At 66.4% G+C, this 17,274-nt stretch carries 18 protein-coding genes, 2 tRNA genes and 1 riboswitch; of the genes, 13 read left to right on the top strand and 7 right to left on the bottom strand.

Annotated elements, in window-relative coordinates; translation table 11 throughout:
• Positions 1-11 precede the first annotated feature (11 nt).
• A complete protein-coding gene (gene fabI, locus ACLIIZ_RS10115; protein ID WP_416691979.1) occupies positions 12-809 on the top strand; it encodes an enoyl-ACP reductase FabI in 798 nt (265 codons plus the stop codon).
• Between the two features lie 89 nt (positions 810-898).
• On the top strand, positions 899-2,587 hold the full coding sequence (locus ACLIIZ_RS10110; protein ID WP_416691978.1) for a SulP family inorganic anion transporter: 1,689 nt from the start codon (positions 899-901) through the stop codon (positions 2,585-2,587).
• A gap of 54 nt (positions 2,588-2,641) precedes the next feature.
• Here ACLIIZ_RS10110 and ACLIIZ_RS10105 read toward each other — a convergent pair whose 3' ends face one another.
• The 3 genes from ACLIIZ_RS10105 to ACLIIZ_RS10095 all read right to left on the bottom strand — a co-directional run bounded on the left by ACLIIZ_RS10105 (position 2,642) and on the right by ACLIIZ_RS10095 (position 6,044).
• Positions 2,642-4,519, bottom strand: a complete 1,878-nt coding sequence (locus ACLIIZ_RS10105) for a SurA N-terminal domain-containing protein (RefSeq protein WP_416691977.1) — start codon at positions 4,517-4,519, stop codon at positions 2,642-2,644.
• 77 nt (positions 4,520-4,596) lie between these two features.
• Positions 4,597-5,565: an aminotransferase-like domain-containing protein gene (locus ACLIIZ_RS10100; RefSeq protein ID WP_416692056.1), complete on the bottom strand. Its 969-nt coding sequence runs from the start codon at positions 5,563-5,565 to the stop codon at positions 4,597-4,599.
• The gene (locus tag ACLIIZ_RS10095; protein WP_416691976.1) at positions 5,466-6,044 is read right to left on the bottom strand and encodes a GntR family transcriptional regulator; all 579 of its coding nucleotides are present in this window, start codon (positions 6,042-6,044) and stop codon (positions 5,466-5,468) included. The genes ACLIIZ_RS10100 and ACLIIZ_RS10095 overlap by 100 nt, the downstream gene beginning before the upstream one ends.
• Positions 6,045-6,189: 145 nt before the next feature.
• On the opposite strand from ACLIIZ_RS10095, the gene ACLIIZ_RS10090 reads away from it, so the two are divergent.
• Complete coding sequence (locus ACLIIZ_RS10090) at positions 6,190-6,522, top strand: DUF2917 domain-containing protein (protein ID WP_416691975.1); 333 nt, start codon at positions 6,190-6,192, stop codon at positions 6,520-6,522.
• A gap of 8 nt (positions 6,523-6,530) precedes the next feature.
• Here the strand turns inward: ACLIIZ_RS10090 and ACLIIZ_RS10085 are convergent, their stop codons facing one another.
• On the bottom strand, positions 6,531-7,139 hold the full coding sequence (locus tag ACLIIZ_RS10085) for a YitT family protein (protein ID WP_416691974.1): 609 nt from the start codon (positions 7,137-7,139) through the stop codon (positions 6,531-6,533).
• Between the two features lie 5 nt (positions 7,140-7,144).
• Positions 7,145-8,473, bottom strand: a complete 1,329-nt coding sequence (locus ACLIIZ_RS10080; protein WP_416691973.1) for a malonyl-CoA decarboxylase — start codon at positions 8,471-8,473, stop codon at positions 7,145-7,147.
• 171 nt (positions 8,474-8,644) lie between these two features.
• Between ACLIIZ_RS10080 and ACLIIZ_RS10075 the strand changes: the two genes are divergently transcribed.
• The 9 genes from ACLIIZ_RS10075 (at position 8,645) to ACLIIZ_RS10035 (ending at position 14,834) form a co-directional block, all read left to right on the top strand.
• Positions 8,645-9,106, top strand: coding sequence for a PaaI family thioesterase (locus ACLIIZ_RS10075; protein ID WP_416691972.1), 462 nt, complete (start codon positions 8,645-8,647; stop codon positions 9,104-9,106).
• Between the two features lie 88 nt (positions 9,107-9,194).
• Positions 9,195-10,127, top strand: coding sequence for a DUF533 domain-containing protein (locus ACLIIZ_RS10070; protein WP_416691971.1), 933 nt, complete (start codon positions 9,195-9,197; stop codon positions 10,125-10,127).
• 4 nt (positions 10,128-10,131) lie between these two features.
• Positions 10,132-11,205 carry an MBL fold metallo-hydrolase gene (locus ACLIIZ_RS10065; protein WP_416691970.1) on the top strand — a complete coding sequence of 358 codons (1,074 nt, stop codon included), beginning with the start codon at positions 10,132-10,134 and terminating at the stop codon, positions 11,203-11,205.
• Between the two features lie 45 nt (positions 11,206-11,250).
• A riboswitch (FMN riboswitch) is annotated at positions 11,251-11,410 on the top strand.
• An 82-nt stretch (positions 11,411-11,492) separates the two neighbouring features.
• Positions 11,493-12,125: a 3,4-dihydroxy-2-butanone-4-phosphate synthase gene (gene ribB, locus ACLIIZ_RS10060; RefSeq protein WP_416691969.1), complete on the top strand. Its 633-nt coding sequence runs from the start codon at positions 11,493-11,495 to the stop codon at positions 12,123-12,125.
• Between the two features lie 126 nt (positions 12,126-12,251).
• Positions 12,252-12,336, top strand: a tRNA-Leu gene (locus ACLIIZ_RS10055).
• A 45-nt stretch (positions 12,337-12,381) separates the two neighbouring features.
• Positions 12,382-12,466, top strand: a tRNA-Leu gene (locus ACLIIZ_RS10050).
• 43 nt (positions 12,467-12,509) lie between these two features.
• A complete protein-coding gene (locus ACLIIZ_RS10045; RefSeq protein ID WP_416691968.1) occupies positions 12,510-13,142 on the top strand; it encodes a LysE family transporter in 633 nt (210 codons plus the stop codon).
• 140 nt (positions 13,143-13,282) lie between these two features.
• Positions 13,283-14,470, top strand: a complete 1,188-nt coding sequence (locus ACLIIZ_RS10040; protein WP_416691967.1) for a tetratricopeptide repeat protein — start codon at positions 13,283-13,285, stop codon at positions 14,468-14,470.
• A gap of 145 nt (positions 14,471-14,615) precedes the next feature.
• Entirely contained in the window at positions 14,616-14,834 is a 219-nt protein-coding gene (locus tag ACLIIZ_RS10035; protein WP_416691966.1) for a Nif11-like leader peptide family RiPP precursor, read from the top strand.
• A 58-nt stretch (positions 14,835-14,892) separates the two neighbouring features.
• Here the strand turns inward: ACLIIZ_RS10035 and ACLIIZ_RS10030 are convergent, their stop codons facing one another.
• Together ACLIIZ_RS10030 and ACLIIZ_RS10025 are read right to left on the bottom strand one after the other, a co-directional pair.
• On the bottom strand, positions 14,893-15,270 hold the full coding sequence (locus ACLIIZ_RS10030; RefSeq protein ID WP_416691965.1) for an OsmC family protein: 378 nt from the start codon (positions 15,268-15,270) through the stop codon (positions 14,893-14,895).
• 116 nt (positions 15,271-15,386) lie between these two features.
• The gene (locus tag ACLIIZ_RS10025) at positions 15,387-16,304 is read right to left on the bottom strand and encodes a LysR family transcriptional regulator (protein WP_416691964.1); all 918 of its coding nucleotides are present in this window, start codon (positions 16,302-16,304) and stop codon (positions 15,387-15,389) included.
• Positions 16,305-16,415: 111 nt separating this feature from the next.
• On the opposite strand from ACLIIZ_RS10025, the gene ACLIIZ_RS10020 reads away from it, so the two are divergent.
• Entirely contained in the window at positions 16,416-17,174 is a 759-nt protein-coding gene (locus ACLIIZ_RS10020; protein ID WP_416691963.1) for an SDR family NAD(P)-dependent oxidoreductase, read from the top strand.
• The last annotated feature ends 100 nt before the right edge of the window (positions 17,175-17,274 follow it).

The following is a 17,274-nucleotide window of genomic DNA, read 5'->3' as shown; positions in this document are numbered from 1 at the left end:
AGAACAAAGACATGGGCTTTCTTGCCGACAAGAAGATATTGATCACCGGACTTTTGTCCAAGCATTCCATCGCCTATGGCATCGCCAAGGCCTGCCACCGCGAAGGTGCGCAACTCGCCTTCACCTACCAGACTGAACGCTTCGAAGACCGCATCAAGAAATTCGCCGCCGAGTTCGGCAGCGACATCACGATTCCGCTCGACGTCACCAGCGACGAACAGATCGACAACGTTTTCGTCGAACTCGGCAAGCGCTGGGACGGCCTCGACGGACTCGTCCATTCGATCGCCTACGCGCCGACCGAAGCGATCGAAGGCGACTTCCTCGACGGCATCTCGCGCGAAGCCTTCCGCATCGCCCACGAAATTTCCGCTTACAGCTACCCGGCGCTGGTCAAGGCCGCCCGCCCGATGCTGCGCGGCCGCAAGAGTTCGACGCTGGCGCTGACCTACCTCGGCGCCGAACGGACGATGCCCAACTACAACACGATGGGCGTCGCCAAGGCCAGCCTCGAAGCCGCCACCCGCTACCTGGCCTTCTGCCTCGGCCCCGAAGGCATCCGCGCCAACGCCATCTCGGCCGGTCCGATCAAGACCCTGGCCGCTTCCGGTATCGGCAACTTCGGCAAGCTGCTCGCCTACAACTCGCACAACGCGCCACTGCGCCGCAACGTGACCATCGAGGAAGTCGGCAACGCCGCCGCCTTCATGCTCTCCGATCTGGCCAGCGGCATCACCGGCGAAATCATGTATGTCGATGGCGGCATGAACACCGTCGCCCTGGGCAACGCCGACCCGCTACCGGCCTGACCGGCCTTGCGGTCACCCCGCAAGATTCACACGCAACGCCGACCTGGCTCCGCCCGGTCGGCGTTTTTCATTGCCGCCAGGAGAAGCTGATGCGCCTGCTGCCCCGCTGGGCCAGTCCCTACCCCCGACAACACCTGGCCAGCGACCTGCTGGCCGGGGTCATCGTCACCATCCTGGTCATTCCGCAAAGCCTCGCCTACGCGCTGCTCGCCGGCCTGCCGCCGCAGGCCGGGCTGTACGTGGCGATCTTCCCGGTGATCGCCTACTCGCTGTTCGGCAGCAGCATGGTGCAGGCGGTCGGCCCGGTGGCGATCACCTCGATCATGACTTACTCGGTGCTGACGCCGATCGCCGCGCCCGGCTCGCCCGAATACATCGCGCTGGCGGCGACGCTGGCGCTCGCCTCGGGCCTGGTCCTGCTCGGCTGCGGCCTGCTGCGCCTCGGTTTCCTGGCCCGCCTGCTGAGCCGCCCGGTGATCGCCGGCTTCGTTTCCGGCTCGGCGGTGCTGATCGTCTTCAGCCAACTGAAATACCTGTTCAACGCCCATCCGGCGGCGAGCGACGCGCTGACCGTGCTCGCAGCGCTGTTTGCCGAAGCGCGCATCGACGCCAGCACCGCCATCGGCCTGACTGCCATCGTCGTGCTCGCCTTCGCCCGCAGCAGCCTCGCCGGCTTGCTCGGCAAGGTCGGCATCCAGCCGGGCGCCGCCGCCTTCGTCGTCCGCCTGGTGCCGCTGCTCGTCGTGCTGCTGGCAACCCTCGCCGTGGTCAGCTGGAATCTCGACCGGCAATACGGCGTCGCCGTCGTCGGCAGCATCGTCGAAGGCCTGCCGGCGCCGGTCTTCTTCCTGCCCGAGGCCGGCGAACTGAAACGGCTGGCGGTGCCGATCGCGCTGATGGCACTGATCGGTATGGTGCAGAACATTTCGATGGCGCAGGTGCTGGCCATCCGCCGCCGCGAACGCATCGACGCCAACGCCGAGCTGATCGGTCTCGGCGCCGCCAACGTAGTCGCCGCCTTCCACGGCGGCATGCCGGTCGGCGGCGGCGTCTCACGCTCGGCGGTCAATGTCGCGGCCGGCGCGCAGACGCCGCTGGCCGGCATCGTCGCCGCTTTCGCCATGCTCGCCGTGGTGATTGGCGCCGCGCCGTTATTCACCCGCCTGCCGCTGGCCGTGCTGGCGGCCAGCATCATCGTCGCCGCCGTCAGCATGATCGACCTGCGCGGCCTGCGTCAGGCCTGGCACTACGACCGCGCCGACGGCATCGCCGCGCTCGGCACCGGCGCCGGCGTCTTCGTGCTCGGCCTCGAAGCCGGCATCGGCCTCGGCATCCTGCTCTCGCTGGCGACCCTGCTCTACCGCGCCAGTACGCCGCACATCGCGGTGCTCGGGCGGATTCCCGACAGCGAACATTTCCGCAACGTCGAACGGCACGCCGTAGAGACCCTGCCCAGCGCCCTCTTCCTGCGCACCGATGAAAGCCTTTTCTTCGGCAACCTGGACGCCGTCGAGGCCCGACTGCTCGCCGAGATCGAGCGTAACGGCGGTCTGCGCGACGTGGTGCTGATCATGAGCGCGGTCAACCGCGTCGACGCGACGGCGATGGAAGTGCTGCACGACCTCGACCGCGAACTCGGCGCCCGCGGCATCCGCCTCAACTTCGCCGAGATCAAGGGTCCGGTGCACGACCGCCTGCGCGACACTGCGCTGCTGCAGGAACTCTCCGGCCGGGTTTTTCTTTCGGTCAACGACGCCTACGAAGCCCTGCAAGGCTGAGCCCAAAAGAAAAAGGCGGGTTTCCCCGCCTTTTCGTCCGTTCCCCGGTAGTGCTCAGCGATCGCTGCTGTTCAGGGCCTTCTCGTTGATTTCCACCTTGTAGCGGCTGCGCAGCGCACTGACGTACATCTGCATGTCTTCCTGTGCCGCCAGCGAACGCAACTGGCCGAGCAGGCCCTGGCGGCGGACGTCGTCGAGCTTCTCGCCGGCTTCGACCTTGTTCAGGCGGTAGAGCATGTAGCCGGTGCCGCGGATTTCGACGCCGGCGTAGGACGGCAGCTTGTCGGTGTTCATCCGGAACACGGCGGGGACAGCCGGCGGCGGCAGGCGGCTGGCGTCCATGCGCGAGACGCGCTTGGCGGCGCCCCAGGCCTGCTTGTCCTCGCCCTTCTTCAGCTCGGCCAGGCGAGACTGGCCGTCGGCGACGGCCAGCTTGAAGGCTTCCTCGTTGCGCAGCAACGTCTCGATCTCGGCCTTGACGCTGTCGAAAGGCTGCAGCGCCGCCGGCTTGTATTCGACGATGCGCGCGGCGGCCAGCGTGTTGGGGGCGATCTCGACGGCTTCGGTATTGCGCTTGTTCTTGATCGCGTCGTCCGAGAACAGCGCGGCCAGCAGCTTGGCGTTGGCCAGCGGGCCGTTCGCCGGATCGGCCTGACGACCAAGCCAGCCACTTTGCTGGACCTTCAGCTTGAATTGGTCGGCGGCCGGCTGCAGGCTGTCGGATTGCTCGTAGACCGCGTTGCTGAAAGCTTCGGCAGCCTCGGCAAACTTGCGGCTGGCAGCAGAGGCTTTCAGTTCCTTCTCGATCTCGCCGCGCACTTCGGCGAGCGGCTTTTCGCGGGCGGCGCGGACACCGGTCAGGCGGATGATGTGAAAGCCGAAATCGGATTCGACGATGCCGGAGGTCTCGCCTTCCTTGAGCGCGAAGACGGCGTCGTCGAAGGGTTTGACCATCATGCCGCGACCGAAGAAGCCGAGGTCGCCGCCCTGGCCGGCGGAACCCGGGTCGTCGGAGTTCTTCTTGGCGATCTCGGCGAAAGCGGCCGGCGTCGCCTGCACGTCCTTCAGCACCTGCTCGGCCTTGGCCCGGGCCTGCGCCTTGTCCTTGCCTTCGGTGGCGATCAGGACATGGCTGGCGCGCCGTTCCTCGGGCTGCTGGTAGCGGTCCTTGTGGCCGTCGTACCAGGCTTTGATCTCTTCGTCGCTGACCTTGACCTCAAGGCCGTCCTGGCTCAGGACGACGAATTCGGCGCGGGCCTGGTCGGGCGTCTCGAAGCGCTTGCCGTTCTCGTCGTAGAACTTGCGCGCCGCGTCGTCGGCCAGCTTCACCTTGCCCAGGTAAGCGTCGAGGCCGAGCAGGATTTCCTGCACGTCGCGCTGTTCGGTCTGCAGCGCGAGGACGCGTTCGCCAACGGTAGTCGACAACACGCCGGACTGGCCGATGCTGCCAGCCAGGCGCTGCAGCGTCATGTCCTGCCGGACCTGCGCCTCGAAGCCTTGCGGCGACATGCCCTGGCCGCGCAGCAGCGCCTCGTAGCGCTGGGTCGAAAACTTGCCGTTCTCGTGGAAGGCCTCGATCGAGGCGATCGCATTGCGCACCGCCTCATCACTGACGTACAGGCGACGCTTGCCGGCTTCGATCAGCAGCAGGCGGCGGTTGATCAGGTCGTCGAGAATCGCCTTGCGGAACGCCGGATTCTCGAACATCTTGGGATCAACCTGCCCGACCTGGCTGCGCACGCGATCCTGCTGTTCGCGCAGCGCCTGCTGGTACTCCTGCTGGCTGATCTGGACATCGCCAACCTTGGCGACACCGGCACCGGCGCCGCCGCCATTGAAATACGAATCGAGGCCGAAGAAGGCAAAGGGCAGCATGATCAGCACCAGGAAGCCCTGGACGATCCTCTTGTTGTTGCGGACTGCGTCGAACATGAGCAGAAAATCCTTCGAGTACGTTCACTGCAGCGGCACGTCAGCCGCCGCAAAAGGGGCAATGATACCGTAGTTGCTCAAGCCCTGCCCTCCTTCGCAGCGCTTTCGCCGCCTCCGAAAATGCGGCCGAGGCGACGGATGGCATCGTCGATTTCCGGCGTGTGCGGGTTGCCGCAATTGAGGCGCAGGCAGTTGCGGTACATGCCGCTGGCCGAAAACAGTTCGCCCGGCACGTAGGACAGGCGCTCGCGCAAGGCGCGCCCGTGCAACTGGGTGGTATCGATGCCTTCCGGCAATTCGACCCACAGCACGTAGCCGGCCTGCGGCTGGGCGATCCGCGTGCTTGCCGGAAAATAGCGCGATACCGCCGCCTGCATGCCCTCCACCTGGCGTCGGTAGGTCCGGCGCAGGCTGTGCAGATGCCGGTCGACGGCGCCCGATTCGAGGTATTCGGCAAGCACCATCTGCGTCAGCGGGTTGGTGCCGCCGCTGGTGATTGTCTTCTGCAACGCGACTGCCGGCTTGTGGCGGCCGGCGGCGATGAAGCCGATGCGCAAGGACGGCGACAGGCACTTGGAGAACGACGCGCAGAGCATGACGTTGCCGCTGTCGTCGAAGGCCTTGACCGGCCACGGCCGCTCATCGCCGAAATGCAGGTCGCCGTAGATGTCGTCCTCGATCACCGGAATGCCGCGCGCCGCCATGAGCGCCGCCAGGCGCCGCTTGCGCTCGTCGGGCATGACGCTGCCCAGCGGGTTGCTGCCGTTGGCGACGAGCAGGCAGGCGGCAACGCCGCCGTTGCGGGTGGCCAGTTCGAGCGCCTCGACCGACATCCCGGTGCGCGGGTCGCAGGGGATTTCCAGCGCCTTCAGACCGAGCGTCTCGAGCAGTTGCAGCATCAGGTAATAAGCCGGCGATTCGACGGCGACCGTGTCGCCCGGCCGGGTCACCGCGCGCAGGCAGAGGTTGAGCGCCTCGGTGCAGGAGTTGGTGATGACGAATTCCTCGGCCGCCAGCGGCCCACCCCAGGCCAGCGAGCGGCGCACCAGCTGGCGGACCAGCGGCGGCAGGTCCATATGGACGTGGCTGCCGGTTTCGAGCAGGTGCGGATGGCGCCGCGCGACGCCAGCGTAAAGGCGATGCAGGGCGGCGATCGGCAGCAGCTCGAAACCGGCAGCGCGGCGGAGAGCGGCGCCACGCCGGGCTTGGCGCCGGCCTGCAGGACATGCACCAGACGCTGCGAGATATCGACCGGCATCGGCCCGTCCGGCGTCGCCCGCACTTCCGGCTCGCGCCGCGCCATCGCCGGCGGCCGGACGAAATACCCGGATTGCGGCCGGGCCTCGACCAGCCCACGCTCCTCGAGCTGGCGCATGGCCTGCACCACGGTGGACACCGACAACCGGCGCTCCTGCGACAGGCGGCGCACCGAAGGCAGGCGGTCGCCGTGCTTGAGGATGCCGTCACCGATCATGCCGGCCAGCTCGCCGGCGAGTTTCTCGTAACGAAGGGGTTCTACGGCCATGGCACACCATCACAGTTGTCATTGAAAACAACCAGCACAGTTGCCTGAACAAACAACTGTCACGGTCACAATTTTGTTTCCGTGTGACTGTATCATTGATTCGTCCGCACCTAAACTGTGCCTGCATTCAGAAAGGAGATGCGAGATGAAGATCAAGTTTGGCGAAGGCGAAGTTTATTTACGGGAGCACTGCCCCCTGCGACTGTCCGAGGCACGCGGCATGGTCGTCCGCTGCACCCGCGGCGTACTGTGGATGACGGTCACCGGCGAAGCCGGCGACATCGTGCTGGCCGCCGGCGAAAGCCACCGCATCAGGGTGGCCGGCCGCGTCGTCATCGAGAGTCTGGGCAACGACGCCCGCGTCCGCTTCGAACCCAGCACCGGCGAGCGTATCGCCCGCGCCGCCAGCGCCATGCTCGGCAGCATGCGTCGCCGTATCGCCGGCATGCACAGCGCCGCCAAACAGCTGACTGCCTGAGCGCCAGCTCAGGTCCCGAGATAGCGGCCAGCCTTGTGGTTGGCCGCCAGCACCAGGTTGAGCGCCAGCGCGCCGACAATCGACAACCCCACCGTCAGCGGATCGCGGATCACCAGACCGGCGAGCAGGATCGCCGCATCGGCCGCCATCTGCACCTTGCCCGCCGACCAGCCGCGACGCTGCTGCAGGTACAGCGCCAACACGCCGAGGCCGCCGAGGCTGGCCCGGTGGCGGACGATCATCAAGAGGCCGACGCCGATCAGGAAACCGCCCATCACCGCGGCGAACAGCCGATCGACCCAGGCTACCGAGACGACCAGCGGCAGCAGCGCGGTATACAGCGAAAGCAGACCGACACAGAAGAAGGTCTTGAGCGTGAACACGATGCCCATCGCCCGCCAGGCAAAGAGGTAGAACGGCAGGTTGGCGACGAACAACACCCAGGCCATCGGCCAGCCGGACAGGTAATGGACCAGGAAGGCGACGCCGACCGTGCCGCCGGTGAGCAAGCCGGCCTGCTGCAACAGCATCACCGCGAAGGCGACGAACATCGGCGCCACCAGCAGCGCCTGGGCGTCCTCGAACAGGCTGTGGCGGGTCGGCGTTTCCGGCCGCATGCCGCTCAGTCGGGGCGCGCCAGGCGGCGGATCGACGACGACATGGCAATTCGTCCGCTACCGGTGAAGGCTTCCAGGTTGCCCTCGATGTCGTCGAGTTCGTAGCGGTAATTGACCATCATCCCGAACGACTGGGCGAAGCCCTTGGGCGCCGTGTCGGCCAGGTAGTTGAGGCGCTCGATGCGGGCGCCGTTACCGAGGTGGAAGCGCGACACCGGGTCGTAGGGCGGTGCGTTGTCGCCATCGCCGCGCTTGGCCGTCGCCAGGTAGCGGGCGGCCAGGCGCTGCAGCGGCTCGCGCAACTGGCGGGCGATTTCCTTGTCCTCGGCCCAGGCGCCGGCCGCCAGTTGTTCAAGGCTGAAGTCGATACCGACCTCGCCGAGCACCTGCGGATTGTGCCGCACCCAACTGGCGAGCGCCGGAATCGGCGACAGCGTGGCGAACTTGTCGAGCTTGGGGAAATCCCGTTTGAGGTCGTCGATCACGCGCTTGAGCAGGAAATTGCCGAAGGAGACGCCGCGCAGGCCGACCTGGGTGCTGGAGATCGAATAGAAGATCGCCGTGTCCGCCTTGCGGTTGTCGAACACCGGCGCATGGACGTCGAGCAGTTCCTGGACGTTGCCGGCCAGGTGGTCGGTCAGCGCGACCTCGACGAAGATCAGCGGCTCGGCCGGCATGCGCGGATGGAAGAAGGCGTAGAGCCGGCGGTCGGCGTCGAGGCGGTTCTTCAGGTCGTCCCAGGATTTGATCTCGTGCACCGCCTCGTACTCGATCAATTTTTCGAGCAGCGCCGCCGGCGAACTCCAGGTCAGGCGCTGCAATTCGAGGAAGCCGACGTCGAACCAGGCGTTGAAGCGCGACTCCAGTTCGCGGTCGAGCACCGCCAGCTCACGGTCGTCGTGCAGGTAGCGCAGCAGGTCGGCGCGCAGGTCGACAAGGAACTTGACCCCCTGCGGGATCGCGTTGAACTGCGTCATGATGCGGATGCGCGACGAGCGCATCGCCGCGCGCAACGCCGCCTCCGCCCGCCACTGGCCGGGCGTGCCGACCGCCGCCTGGTAGGCGGTGTGGGCGGCGGCAACCTTGTCCGGCGCCGGACCGAATTCGAGGGCGATCATTTTCAGGAACTGCTGGCGGCCGCCATCGTCAAGGTTCAGATAGGTTTCCGCCAGCTTCGCCGCGCGCGTCCGCGCCGACACCTCGCCGCCCTGCCCGGCGGCACATTCGCCCAGTTGTGCGCGCAGCCGTTCGAGCCCTTTTGCGGTCAGCGAACTGCGGCGCTGCCCGGGAACGATCAGTGAGCGCAAGCGATCAACGATGCTGTCATTAGCCATGGTGCTTTCCTCCTTCCCGGCATTTTGCCCGAGAAGCCCCGCCCCGTCAGCGTCTTCAGGAGCCGCCGCGGCTCTGGCGGAATTTGCATGCAAGCTGTCCGGCCATGCAATCGCCTTGCCCATGCCGCGGCACTATCATCGTTTCCTGATCAACCCCACGCGGAGATACACATGCTCGCCTTCCAGGACTACTACCCCGAAAACGTCGCCCACTGCTACGGTTGCGGCAAGCTGAACGAACACGGCCATCAGATCAAGACCTACTGGGACGGCGACGAAACCGTCACCCGCTACACGCCGCGCCCGGAACACACGGCGATCCCCGGTTACGTCTATGGCGGCCTGCTCGCTTCGCTGATCGACTGCCACGGCACCGGCACCGCCGCCGCCGCGATGTACCGCCAGGAAAATCGGGCGATGGACAGCGAACCGCCGTTCCGCTTCGTCACCGCCTCGCTGCACGTCGACTACCTGAAGCCGACGCCGCTCGGACCGGAACTGGAAATCCGCGGCAAGGTCAAGGAAATCCGCGGCCGCAAGGTGATCGTCGAAGCCACCGTCTACGCCGACGGCGTCGCCACCGCGCGCGGCGAAATCGTCGCCGCCCAGATGCCGCCCAGCTTCACCGCCTGATCTGCGGCAACACACCGTTACAGACGGCCACTGAAAAAATCCGGGGCCGTAGGCAAAATGCGTCGTTCCGCAACGACGAGACTGTGCCATGCCCCCGGAAAACGCCATCCTGACGATCAGCCTGTTCGCCGCTTTCGCCGACGGCAGCAATGACGACCGCGAACGCGAACACATCCGCCGCTTCGCCGAATCGATGGGCGACACCGCCCCCGAACTGCCCCGGCTCTACCAGGACGTGCTGTTCAAGCGGGTAACGCTGGACGGCGCCGTGCAGGCGCTGGGCGAACTCGGTCAGCGCCAGTTCGCCTACGAAATGGCGGTCTGCGTCTGCGATGCCGACGGCGTGCAGACGGCTGCCGAACAGGCCTTCCTCGGCAATCTGAAAACCCGCCTCGGTCTCGACGGCAACGCCGAGGCCAATGCCTTTGCCGCCCAGGCCGACACACTGGCGGCGGCCGCTGCCGTCCCGCCGCCCGCTTCCACACCGGCCGCAACGGTCAACGACGCCGAACTCGACAAAACCATCCTCAACTACTCGATCCTCAACGGCGCCCTCGAACTGTTGCCGCAATCCTGGGCCTCGGTGGCGATCATCCCGCTGCAGGTGAAGATGGTTTACCGCATCGGCAAAGCCTACGGCGTCGAACTCGATCAGGGCCACATCAAGGAGTTCCTCGCCACCGTCGGCGTCGGCCTGACCTCGCAATACCTCGAACAATTCGGCCGCAAGCTGCTCGGCGGCCTGCTCGGCAAGATGGCCGGCAAGACCGCGGGCAGGATCGGTCGCGCGGCAACCGGCATGGCCTTCTCGTTCGCCAGCACCTACGCCCTCGGCCAGGTCGCCAAGCGTTATTACGCGGGCGGCCGGCAGATGAGCACGCAGTTGCTGCAGGAAAGCTTCCAGGGCCTGCTCGGCCCGGCCAAACAATTGCAGAGCCAGTACCTGCCGCAGATCGAGCAGCGGGCGCAGACACTCGACGCCGGGCAGGTCATGAACCTGGTGCGCGGCGGCGGTCTCTGACGCGATGCGCCGCCTCGGCGCCTTCCTCCTGCTGCTCACCCTCCTCACCGGGTACTGCGCCGCCAACCCTTACTACGACGCGGGAAAGGCGCATCACCGGCCGGACGGCTTCGTCAACAGCGACCCGGCGGCCCGCATCGACGGCGCCCCCTGGTACGAAGTGCTGGGCCGACGCTGGCGCGGCGATTTCCAGCCGGCCGCCGAACCCGCTGGCGGCTACGCGGCCTTCGCCGCGCGCTGGGTGGTACAGCCTGACCGCGCCCAGCTCGACGATCCCGGCGGCCTGCCCCGCCTCACCTGGCTTGGTCACGCAACGCTGCTGGTGCAGGCCGGCGGCCGCAACATCCTGATCGACCCCAACCTCGGCGACTACGCCGGCCCCACGCCTTGGCTCGCGGCCCGGCGCCTGGTGGCGCCACCGCTACGCGTCGCCGGACTGCCGCGCATCGACCTCGTTCTGATCTCACACAACCACTACGATCACCTCGACCTGAGCACCGTGCAGGAACTGCTCGCCCGTGGTGACCGCCCGCTGTTCATCGTCCCGCTCGGCGTCAAGGCCTGGCTCGAAGATCTCGAGGTCGAGCGCGTGCGCGAACTCGACTGGTGGGACCGCGTCGATTTCGACGACCTGACGATCTATTTCACGCCCGCCCAGCACTGGAGCAAACGCGGCCTGTTCGACGCCAACACCACGCTCTGGGGCGGCTTCTGGCTCGACATCCTGTCCGGCCCGGCACGGACGACCTTCCTGTATACCGGCGACACCGGCTATTCCCAGGACTTCCGCAAAATCCGCCGCCGCCTCGGCGCCCCCGACCTGCTGGCGGTACCGATCGGCGCCTACGAGCCGCGCGAATTCATGCGCCGCCAGCACGCCAACCCGGACGACGCCCTGCAGATCGCCGAAGACCTCGGCGCCAGGCATGTCGTCGGCGTGCACTGGGGTAGCTTCGCGCTGTCGCAGGAAAGTTTCGACCAACCGCCACGCGACCTCGCCGCCGCGCTGCAGCGCCGACATCTGCCGGAAACGCTGGTGTGGTGGCTGCGCCAGGGCGAGACGCGACGCCTGCCCTGAGCCGTCTCCCCGGTTTGCCTGATCCGGCGAATCGGCCTATCCTGCGCCTGTCTTCAGGGCGGGGTGGAACTCCCCACCGGCGGTAAGTGCGCGTGCGAACGCGTGCCAGCCCGCGAGCGCCGCGGCTTTCGCAAGAAGCCGCGGGTCAGCAGATTCGGTGCGATGCCGAAGCCGACGGTCACAGTCCGGATGAAAGAAGGCAGCCATGTCCGCAGCATCCCGCGAGGGATCGTTGCGGCTTTCTGCATCCCTGAAACGCCTCTTTTCCATCTTCACAGGAGCGTTTCATGAATACCACGCAATCCCTTTCCCCGCACCTCGACGCCTCGCTGGCCGCGGCCGTCGCCGCCATCCGGTCCGGCCGCCCGGTGATCCTGCTCGACGACGATGACCGCGAGAACGAGGCCGACCTCGTGATGGCGGCGCAGCACGTCACCGCCTCGTGGATGACCCGCTTCATCCACGACTGCAGCGGCATCGTCTGCCTCTGCCTGGACAACACGATCGCCGACCGCCTCGATCTGCCGCCGATGGTGGCCGACAACACCAGCCGCCACGCGACGCCGTTCACCGTCTCGATCGAAGCCCGCCACGGCATCACCACCGGCGTTTCCGCTGCCGACCGCACGGTCACCGTGCTGATGGCGGTGGCCGAGCATGCCAGCGCCGCCGACCTCGTCCGGCCCGGCCACATCTTCCCGCTGCGCGCCAACGACCGCCGCGTCGCTGGCCGCCGCGGCCACACCGAAGGCTCGGTGCTGCTCGCCGAACTGGCCGGCCTGCGCCCGGCGGCCATCCTGTGCGAACTGATGAACCCGGACGGCACGATGATGCGCGGCCAGCAGCTGCGCGACTACGCCGCCCGTCACGACCTGCCGATCACCTCGATCGCTGCGCTGGCCGCCAGCGCCGCCGCCTGAAAACGCGCGGACGGGATGCCGTGCGCATCCCGTCCGCGCCACCCGCACCAGGATTCTGAAAAAATCTTCGCTGCCCCCTTGGCAAGCGGCGTTTCATGGCTTACTATTCGCCCCCTTTCGACGCCTGCCCAGGTGGCGGAATTGGTAGACGCACTAGTTTCAGGTACTAGCGGGTAACTCCGTGGGGGTTCGAGTCCCTTCCTGGGCACCAACGAAAGATCGGGCGCATCGCGTCCTGTCCGGCAAAACCGGCGAAGCTCTGGTGGTGAAATTGGTAGACACGCTATCTTGAGGGGGTAGTGCCGCAAGGCATGCGAGTTCGAGTCTCGCCCAGAGCACCAGGAACAGCTATCCTCAGGCTTTCCGCAAAAAATCTCACCGAACATGTCGCTACACACCTGGTTTGCCTTCTTCGTCGCCTGCTGGGTGATCAGCCTGTCGCCCGGCGCCGGGGCCATCGCCTCGATGTCGTCCGGGCTCAGCTTCGGCTTCCGCCGCGGTTTCTGGAACGCGATCGGCCTGCAACTGGCGCTGCTGCTGCAGATTGCCATCGTCGCCGCCGGCGTCGGCGCGCTGCTCGCCGCTTCCGAACTCGCCTTCTCGCTGATCAAGTGGTTCGGCGTCGCCTACCTGCTCTACCTCGGCTGGAAACAATGGGTAGCACCGGCCGGCGATCTTGCCACCGAAACCGTCGACGCCCGCCGCGGTCGGCCGCTGGCGCTGGTGCTGCGCGGCTTCATCGTCAATGCCAGCAACCCGAAGGCGATCGTCTTCATCCTCGCCGTCCTGCCGCAATTCCTCGAATCGACCCGCCCGCTGCTGCCGCAGTACCTGACCATGGCGACCACCATGGTCGCCGTCGATCTGGTGGTGATGGCCGGCTACACCGGGCTCGCCGCGCGCGTCCTGCGCCTGTTGCGCCAGCCGGGGCAGCAACGCCTGCTCAACCGCATCTTCGGTGGCCTCTTCGGCGCCGCCGCCGCACTGCTCGCCAGCGTGCGTCAGGCGACGCACTGAATCGACACAACGGACCGGCAAGGCATTCCACAGCCGCCGGCTGATCGCCAGCGAACGACTGCGATGCCGCTCAATGAAGTCGCAACGTCAGCCGCGAATCCGCGATAATCCGGTCATTGTCCTTTCCCGGAAATGCAGCCATGCCGCGCCTTCCCCCGCAATGGAACACGGTCGCCCAGACGGCCTGGGAAGACAACCGACGCAACGACGCGATCCAGACGCTGGTCGGCGAAATCAACGCCAGCGGCCCGGAGAAGCCGGAAGCGGCAGTCCTGCAACTCGCCTACTACCTCTTCCTGATCGGCGACTACCGCTCGGCGGCGACCGTTCTCGAAACCCGCCTCACCAGCACGACCAATCCCGCCATCACGCTCAACCTGGCGGTCTGCTACCTGCGCCTGCGCCGCTTTGCGGACGCGGTCGCCATGGCGCAACGGACGCTGGCTCGCCAGCCCGACAACATCGTCGCCCACGACACCCTGGCCAGCGCCTGCTTCGGCCTCGGCGACCTCGCCGCCGCCCGCCAGGCCGGCACCCGGGCGCTGCAACTGAAAGCGGCCGCCGCCCGGCCGGCGGCCAGCGACTGGCGATTGCCGGCCGGCAGCCCGGCGGCCTGGGCCGACCTGCCGGGCAAGTCGCCGGTGATCGCCTTCTCGCTCTGGGGCAGCCAGCCGCGCTACCTGCGCGGCGGCCTGCGCAACCTGCTGCTTGCCGCCGACCTCTACCCCGGCTGGCGCCTGCGCTTCTACCACGACGCCACGGTACCGGCCGAGTTCATCGCGCTGATCCATGAACTCGACGGCGAAACGATTCAGCAGCCGGACGGCCAGAGTCTGCGCCAGAAGCTGTGCTGGCGCTTCCAGGTCGCCAACGACCCGACGGTTGGGCGCTTCCTGGTCCGCGACGTCGATTCGGTGTTCAGCCTGCGCGAAGCCAACGCCGTCGCCGAATGGCAGGCTTCGGAGCGCTGGTTCCACGTCATCCGCGACTGGTGGACGCATACCGACCTGATCCTCGCCGGCCTCTGGGGCGGCATCGCCGGCGTCCTGCCCGAACTGTCCGCCATGCTCGCCGAGTACGATTCGCAACGCATGGAAACCCCGAACGTCGACCAATGGTTTCTCGGCGAACGGGTCTGGGGCTATCTCCAGCACAGTTGCCTGATCCACGACCGCTGCTTCGACCAGCCAGGCAGCCGCCGCCTGCCAACGCCCGGCGACGACCGCCACATCGGCCAGAACGAAGCCGTGCTCGCCCTCCAGGAGCGCCTGCTGCGCCCGTGGATCGAACGCCACCCCTGCCTTGGCGAACTGCCACCGGCAAGCTGAGCGCCAGCAGCCCCCGCCGAACGGCGCGGAAATTGCTTACAGGGTTTTCCGATCGCTCAATGCTGCCTTTTCTGTCGACAACCCGACACAAGACGGCCGAGCGACACCCTCGTTCACCACTACAACCGCACAGGAGAAAACCCCGATGTCCGTTGCCAACATCAAGGCATTTTCCGATAAAGCCAGGGCCGATGCCGCCCTCGGCGCAGCCCTCAAGGCCTGCCAGAAACTCAAGGAACTGCGTAGCCTCGCCCGCGAGCACGGCTTCGAATTCGACGAAGACTCGCTCTACCCGCCGAACGAACCGCAATTCACCCACGACCAGCTTTCCGAACGCCTGGTCAAGAACCTGCTGCCGAGCTGATCGGCCAACAAAAAAGCCGGGAAAATCCCGGCTTTTTTCACGGCAAGAACAGGAAGGTTCAGGCTTCGCTGACGACAAAATCGATATCGCCACCGAGCTGGACGATTTTCTTCACTGCACACTGACCGATCGATTCAAGCACAGCGGCCCGCTGCTCGGCCGAAAAATGCCCGGGGAAACGAACCTCCGTCTTGAATTTGGCCAGCGACATCGGCCCCTTGCTCCCGGCAAAAGGCTTGCAATCGATCTCGATGCCCGCTGCCGGCACCCCCATTTCCATACAGGCCTTCTTGGCATAGACCGCCGCGCAACCGGCCAGCGTGGCGTAAAAACCTTCGAGCGGATTCATCTCCGACCCGTTCATCGCGAAACGGACTTCATGGCGACTGCCGGCAACCGTGATCACCGGCGTATCGTCGACGTGTATGGCAAACATGCTTTTTTCTCCGAGGGAAATGGCCGCCGCGTCCAGGCAGCCTTGTAAATCAGGAAATTCTTATACACCGAAGTTTAAATCAGCCGCCTGCTGCAGTGCAACATCACGGCGCGAGATCAGGGCAACTCGCTCAGCGACGGTCGCAACACCTCGGCCAGCCAGTTCATGAACAAGCGCACGCGTTTGGCCAGATGGCGCCGGTTGCCGTAGAGCAGCGTCACCGGCAGTGCCGGCGCCCGGTATCCGGGCAGGATTTCGACCAACCACCCGGCATCAAGTAAGGACTGCATGCCATGCACCGGCGCCTGGATGATGCCGAGCCCGGCCAGGCAGGCGGCGCGGTAGGCGTCGGAATTGTTCACCACCAGGCTGGCCGGCAGGCGCTGCTCGCGCAATTCGCTGCTGGCCGGATCGATGAACTCGAAGCCGGCGGGCTTGTCGCCCAGCGTACTGCTGTAATGGACGATCCGGTGGCCGGCCAGCAGCGCCTCGGGCGAGGCCGGCACGCCGTGACGTTCCAGATAGGCCGGGCTGGCGCAGTTGCTCTGGCGGAAATAGCCAAGATGGCGGGCGACCAATGACGAGTCGGCGAGCGGCCCGACGCGTAGCACGCAATCGAAGCCCTCGCCGATCAGGTCGACGCGGCGGTCCGTACTGCCCAGCTCAAGGGCAATCCCCGGATGCCGGGCGAGAAACTCCGGCAACTGCGGCATCACCAGATCGCGCGCCACCGCCAGCGGCAGATCGACGCGCAAGCGTCCGTGCACGCCCGTCTCGTCGTCGCGGAACATCTGATCGAGTTCGTCCATGTCGGCCAGCAGATCCAGGCAGCGCGCGAGATAAGCCTGGCCGTCCGGCGTCAATTGGACGCGCCGCGTCGTCCGCTGCAACAGCCGCGCGCCAAGCCGGCTCTCCAGTTGCTGCACGGCCAGCGAGACCGAGGCCTTGGGCAGGCCAAGGCTGTCGGCGGCGCGGGTGAAGCTGGCCATCTCGGCCACCCGGACAAAAACCTGCATCGCATCGAGCGGATTCATCGCTCACCTTTATCCAGAATGAGCGAACAGTCTAAACAAGATTTACCGGTTTATTCGACAAGATGCCAGCAATAGACTGCAGCCATCGTTCAACCACCCCAGGAGTGCACCATGACCCGCAAAATCGCCCTGATCACCGGCGGCAGCCGCGGCCTCGGCCGCAATGCCGCAGTCAAGCTCGCCGCCCACGGCGTCGATGTCGTCATCACCTACCGCCAGCGCGCCGACGAAGCCGCCGATGCCGTCGCCGCCATCGAGGCGCTCGGCGCGCATGCCCTGGCGCTGCCGCTCGACGTCGGCCACTGCGCGAGTTTTGCCGACTTCGCCGAGCGCCTGCAGGCCGCTCTGCAAGACCATTGGCAACAGCGCAGCTTCGACTTCCTGGTGAACAACGCCGGCATCGGCATCCACGCCGCCTTCGCCGAGACCAGCGAAGCCCAGTTCGACGAACTGATGAACATCCACCTCAAGGGCAGTTTCTTCCTGACCCAGCGCCTGCTGCCGCTGCTCGCCGACGGCGGCGCCATCCTCAACATCTCCACCGGCCTGACCCGCTTCACCCAACCCGGCTTCGCCGCCTACGCGACGATGAAAGGCGGCATCGAGGTACTCACCCGCTACCTCGCCAAGGAACTCGGCCCGCGCGGCATCCGCGTCAACGTGCTCGCCCCCGGCGCCATCGAAACCGATTTCGGCGGCGGCCAGGTCCGCGACAACCCGCAAATGAACGCCTACCTGGCCAGCCAGACCGCCCTCGGCCGAGTCGGCCGCCCGGACGACATCGGCGACGCCATCGCCCTGCTCCTCGCCGATGAAAGCGGCTGGATCAACGCCCAGCGCATCGAGGTTTCGGGCGGAATGTTCGTTTGATCCCGGGGGCGCGTCGCCACGAATACACGGGACCACTCGCGGGCCGTTGTGCCGTATTTTTGCGGCCCGCCACAAAATCTCAGGTCTATCACAATCAAAT

It is taken from the genome of Azonexus caeni (assembly GCF_048146105.1).
Classification (GTDB): Bacteria; Pseudomonadota; Gammaproteobacteria; order Burkholderiales; family Rhodocyclaceae; genus Azonexus; species Azonexus aromaticus_B.
Note: the sequence above shows the minus strand (reverse complement) of the source record. Positions and strands in the feature narration are given on the sequence as shown.

Excerpts from the sequence above, each read along its gene's own strand:
- fabI (WP_416691979.1), top strand. The coding sequence starts at position 12 with ATGGGCTTTCTTGCCGACAAGAAGATATTGATCACCGGACTTTTGTCC.
- ACLIIZ_RS10110 (WP_416691978.1), top strand. The coding sequence starts at position 899 with ATGCGCCTGCTGCCCCGCTGGGCCAGTCCCTACCCCCGACAACACCTG.
- ACLIIZ_RS10105 (WP_416691977.1), bottom strand. The coding sequence starts at position 4,519 with ATGTTCGACGCAGTCCGCAACAACAAGAGGATCGTCCAGGGCTTCCTG.
- ACLIIZ_RS10095 (WP_416691976.1), bottom strand. The coding sequence starts at position 6,044 with ATGGCCGTAGAACCCCTTCGTTACGAGAAACTCGCCGGCGAGCTGGCC.
- ACLIIZ_RS10090 (WP_416691975.1), top strand. The coding sequence starts at position 6,190 with ATGAAGATCAAGTTTGGCGAAGGCGAAGTTTATTTACGGGAGCACTGC.
- ACLIIZ_RS10085 (WP_416691974.1), bottom strand. The coding sequence starts at position 7,139 with ATGCGGCCGGAAACGCCGACCCGCCACAGCCTGTTCGAGGACGCCCAG.
- ACLIIZ_RS10080 (WP_416691973.1), bottom strand. The coding sequence starts at position 8,473 with ATGGCTAATGACAGCATCGTTGATCGCTTGCGCTCACTGATCGTTCCC.
- ACLIIZ_RS10075 (WP_416691972.1), top strand. The coding sequence starts at position 8,645 with ATGCTCGCCTTCCAGGACTACTACCCCGAAAACGTCGCCCACTGCTAC.
- ACLIIZ_RS10070 (WP_416691971.1), top strand. The coding sequence starts at position 9,195 with ATGCCCCCGGAAAACGCCATCCTGACGATCAGCCTGTTCGCCGCTTTC.
- ACLIIZ_RS10065 (WP_416691970.1), top strand. The coding sequence starts at position 10,132 with ATGCGCCGCCTCGGCGCCTTCCTCCTGCTGCTCACCCTCCTCACCGGG.
- ribB (WP_416691969.1), top strand. The coding sequence starts at position 11,493 with ATGAATACCACGCAATCCCTTTCCCCGCACCTCGACGCCTCGCTGGCC.
- ACLIIZ_RS10045 (WP_416691968.1), top strand. The coding sequence starts at position 12,510 with ATGTCGCTACACACCTGGTTTGCCTTCTTCGTCGCCTGCTGGGTGATC.
- ACLIIZ_RS10040 (WP_416691967.1), top strand. The coding sequence starts at position 13,283 with ATGCCGCGCCTTCCCCCGCAATGGAACACGGTCGCCCAGACGGCCTGG.
- ACLIIZ_RS10035 (WP_416691966.1), top strand. The coding sequence starts at position 14,616 with ATGTCCGTTGCCAACATCAAGGCATTTTCCGATAAAGCCAGGGCCGAT.
- ACLIIZ_RS10030 (WP_416691965.1), bottom strand. The coding sequence starts at position 15,270 with ATGTTTGCCATACACGTCGACGATACGCCGGTGATCACGGTTGCCGGC.
- ACLIIZ_RS10025 (WP_416691964.1), bottom strand. The coding sequence starts at position 16,304 with ATGAATCCGCTCGATGCGATGCAGGTTTTTGTCCGGGTGGCCGAGATG.
- ACLIIZ_RS10020 (WP_416691963.1), top strand. The coding sequence starts at position 16,416 with ATGACCCGCAAAATCGCCCTGATCACCGGCGGCAGCCGCGGCCTCGGC.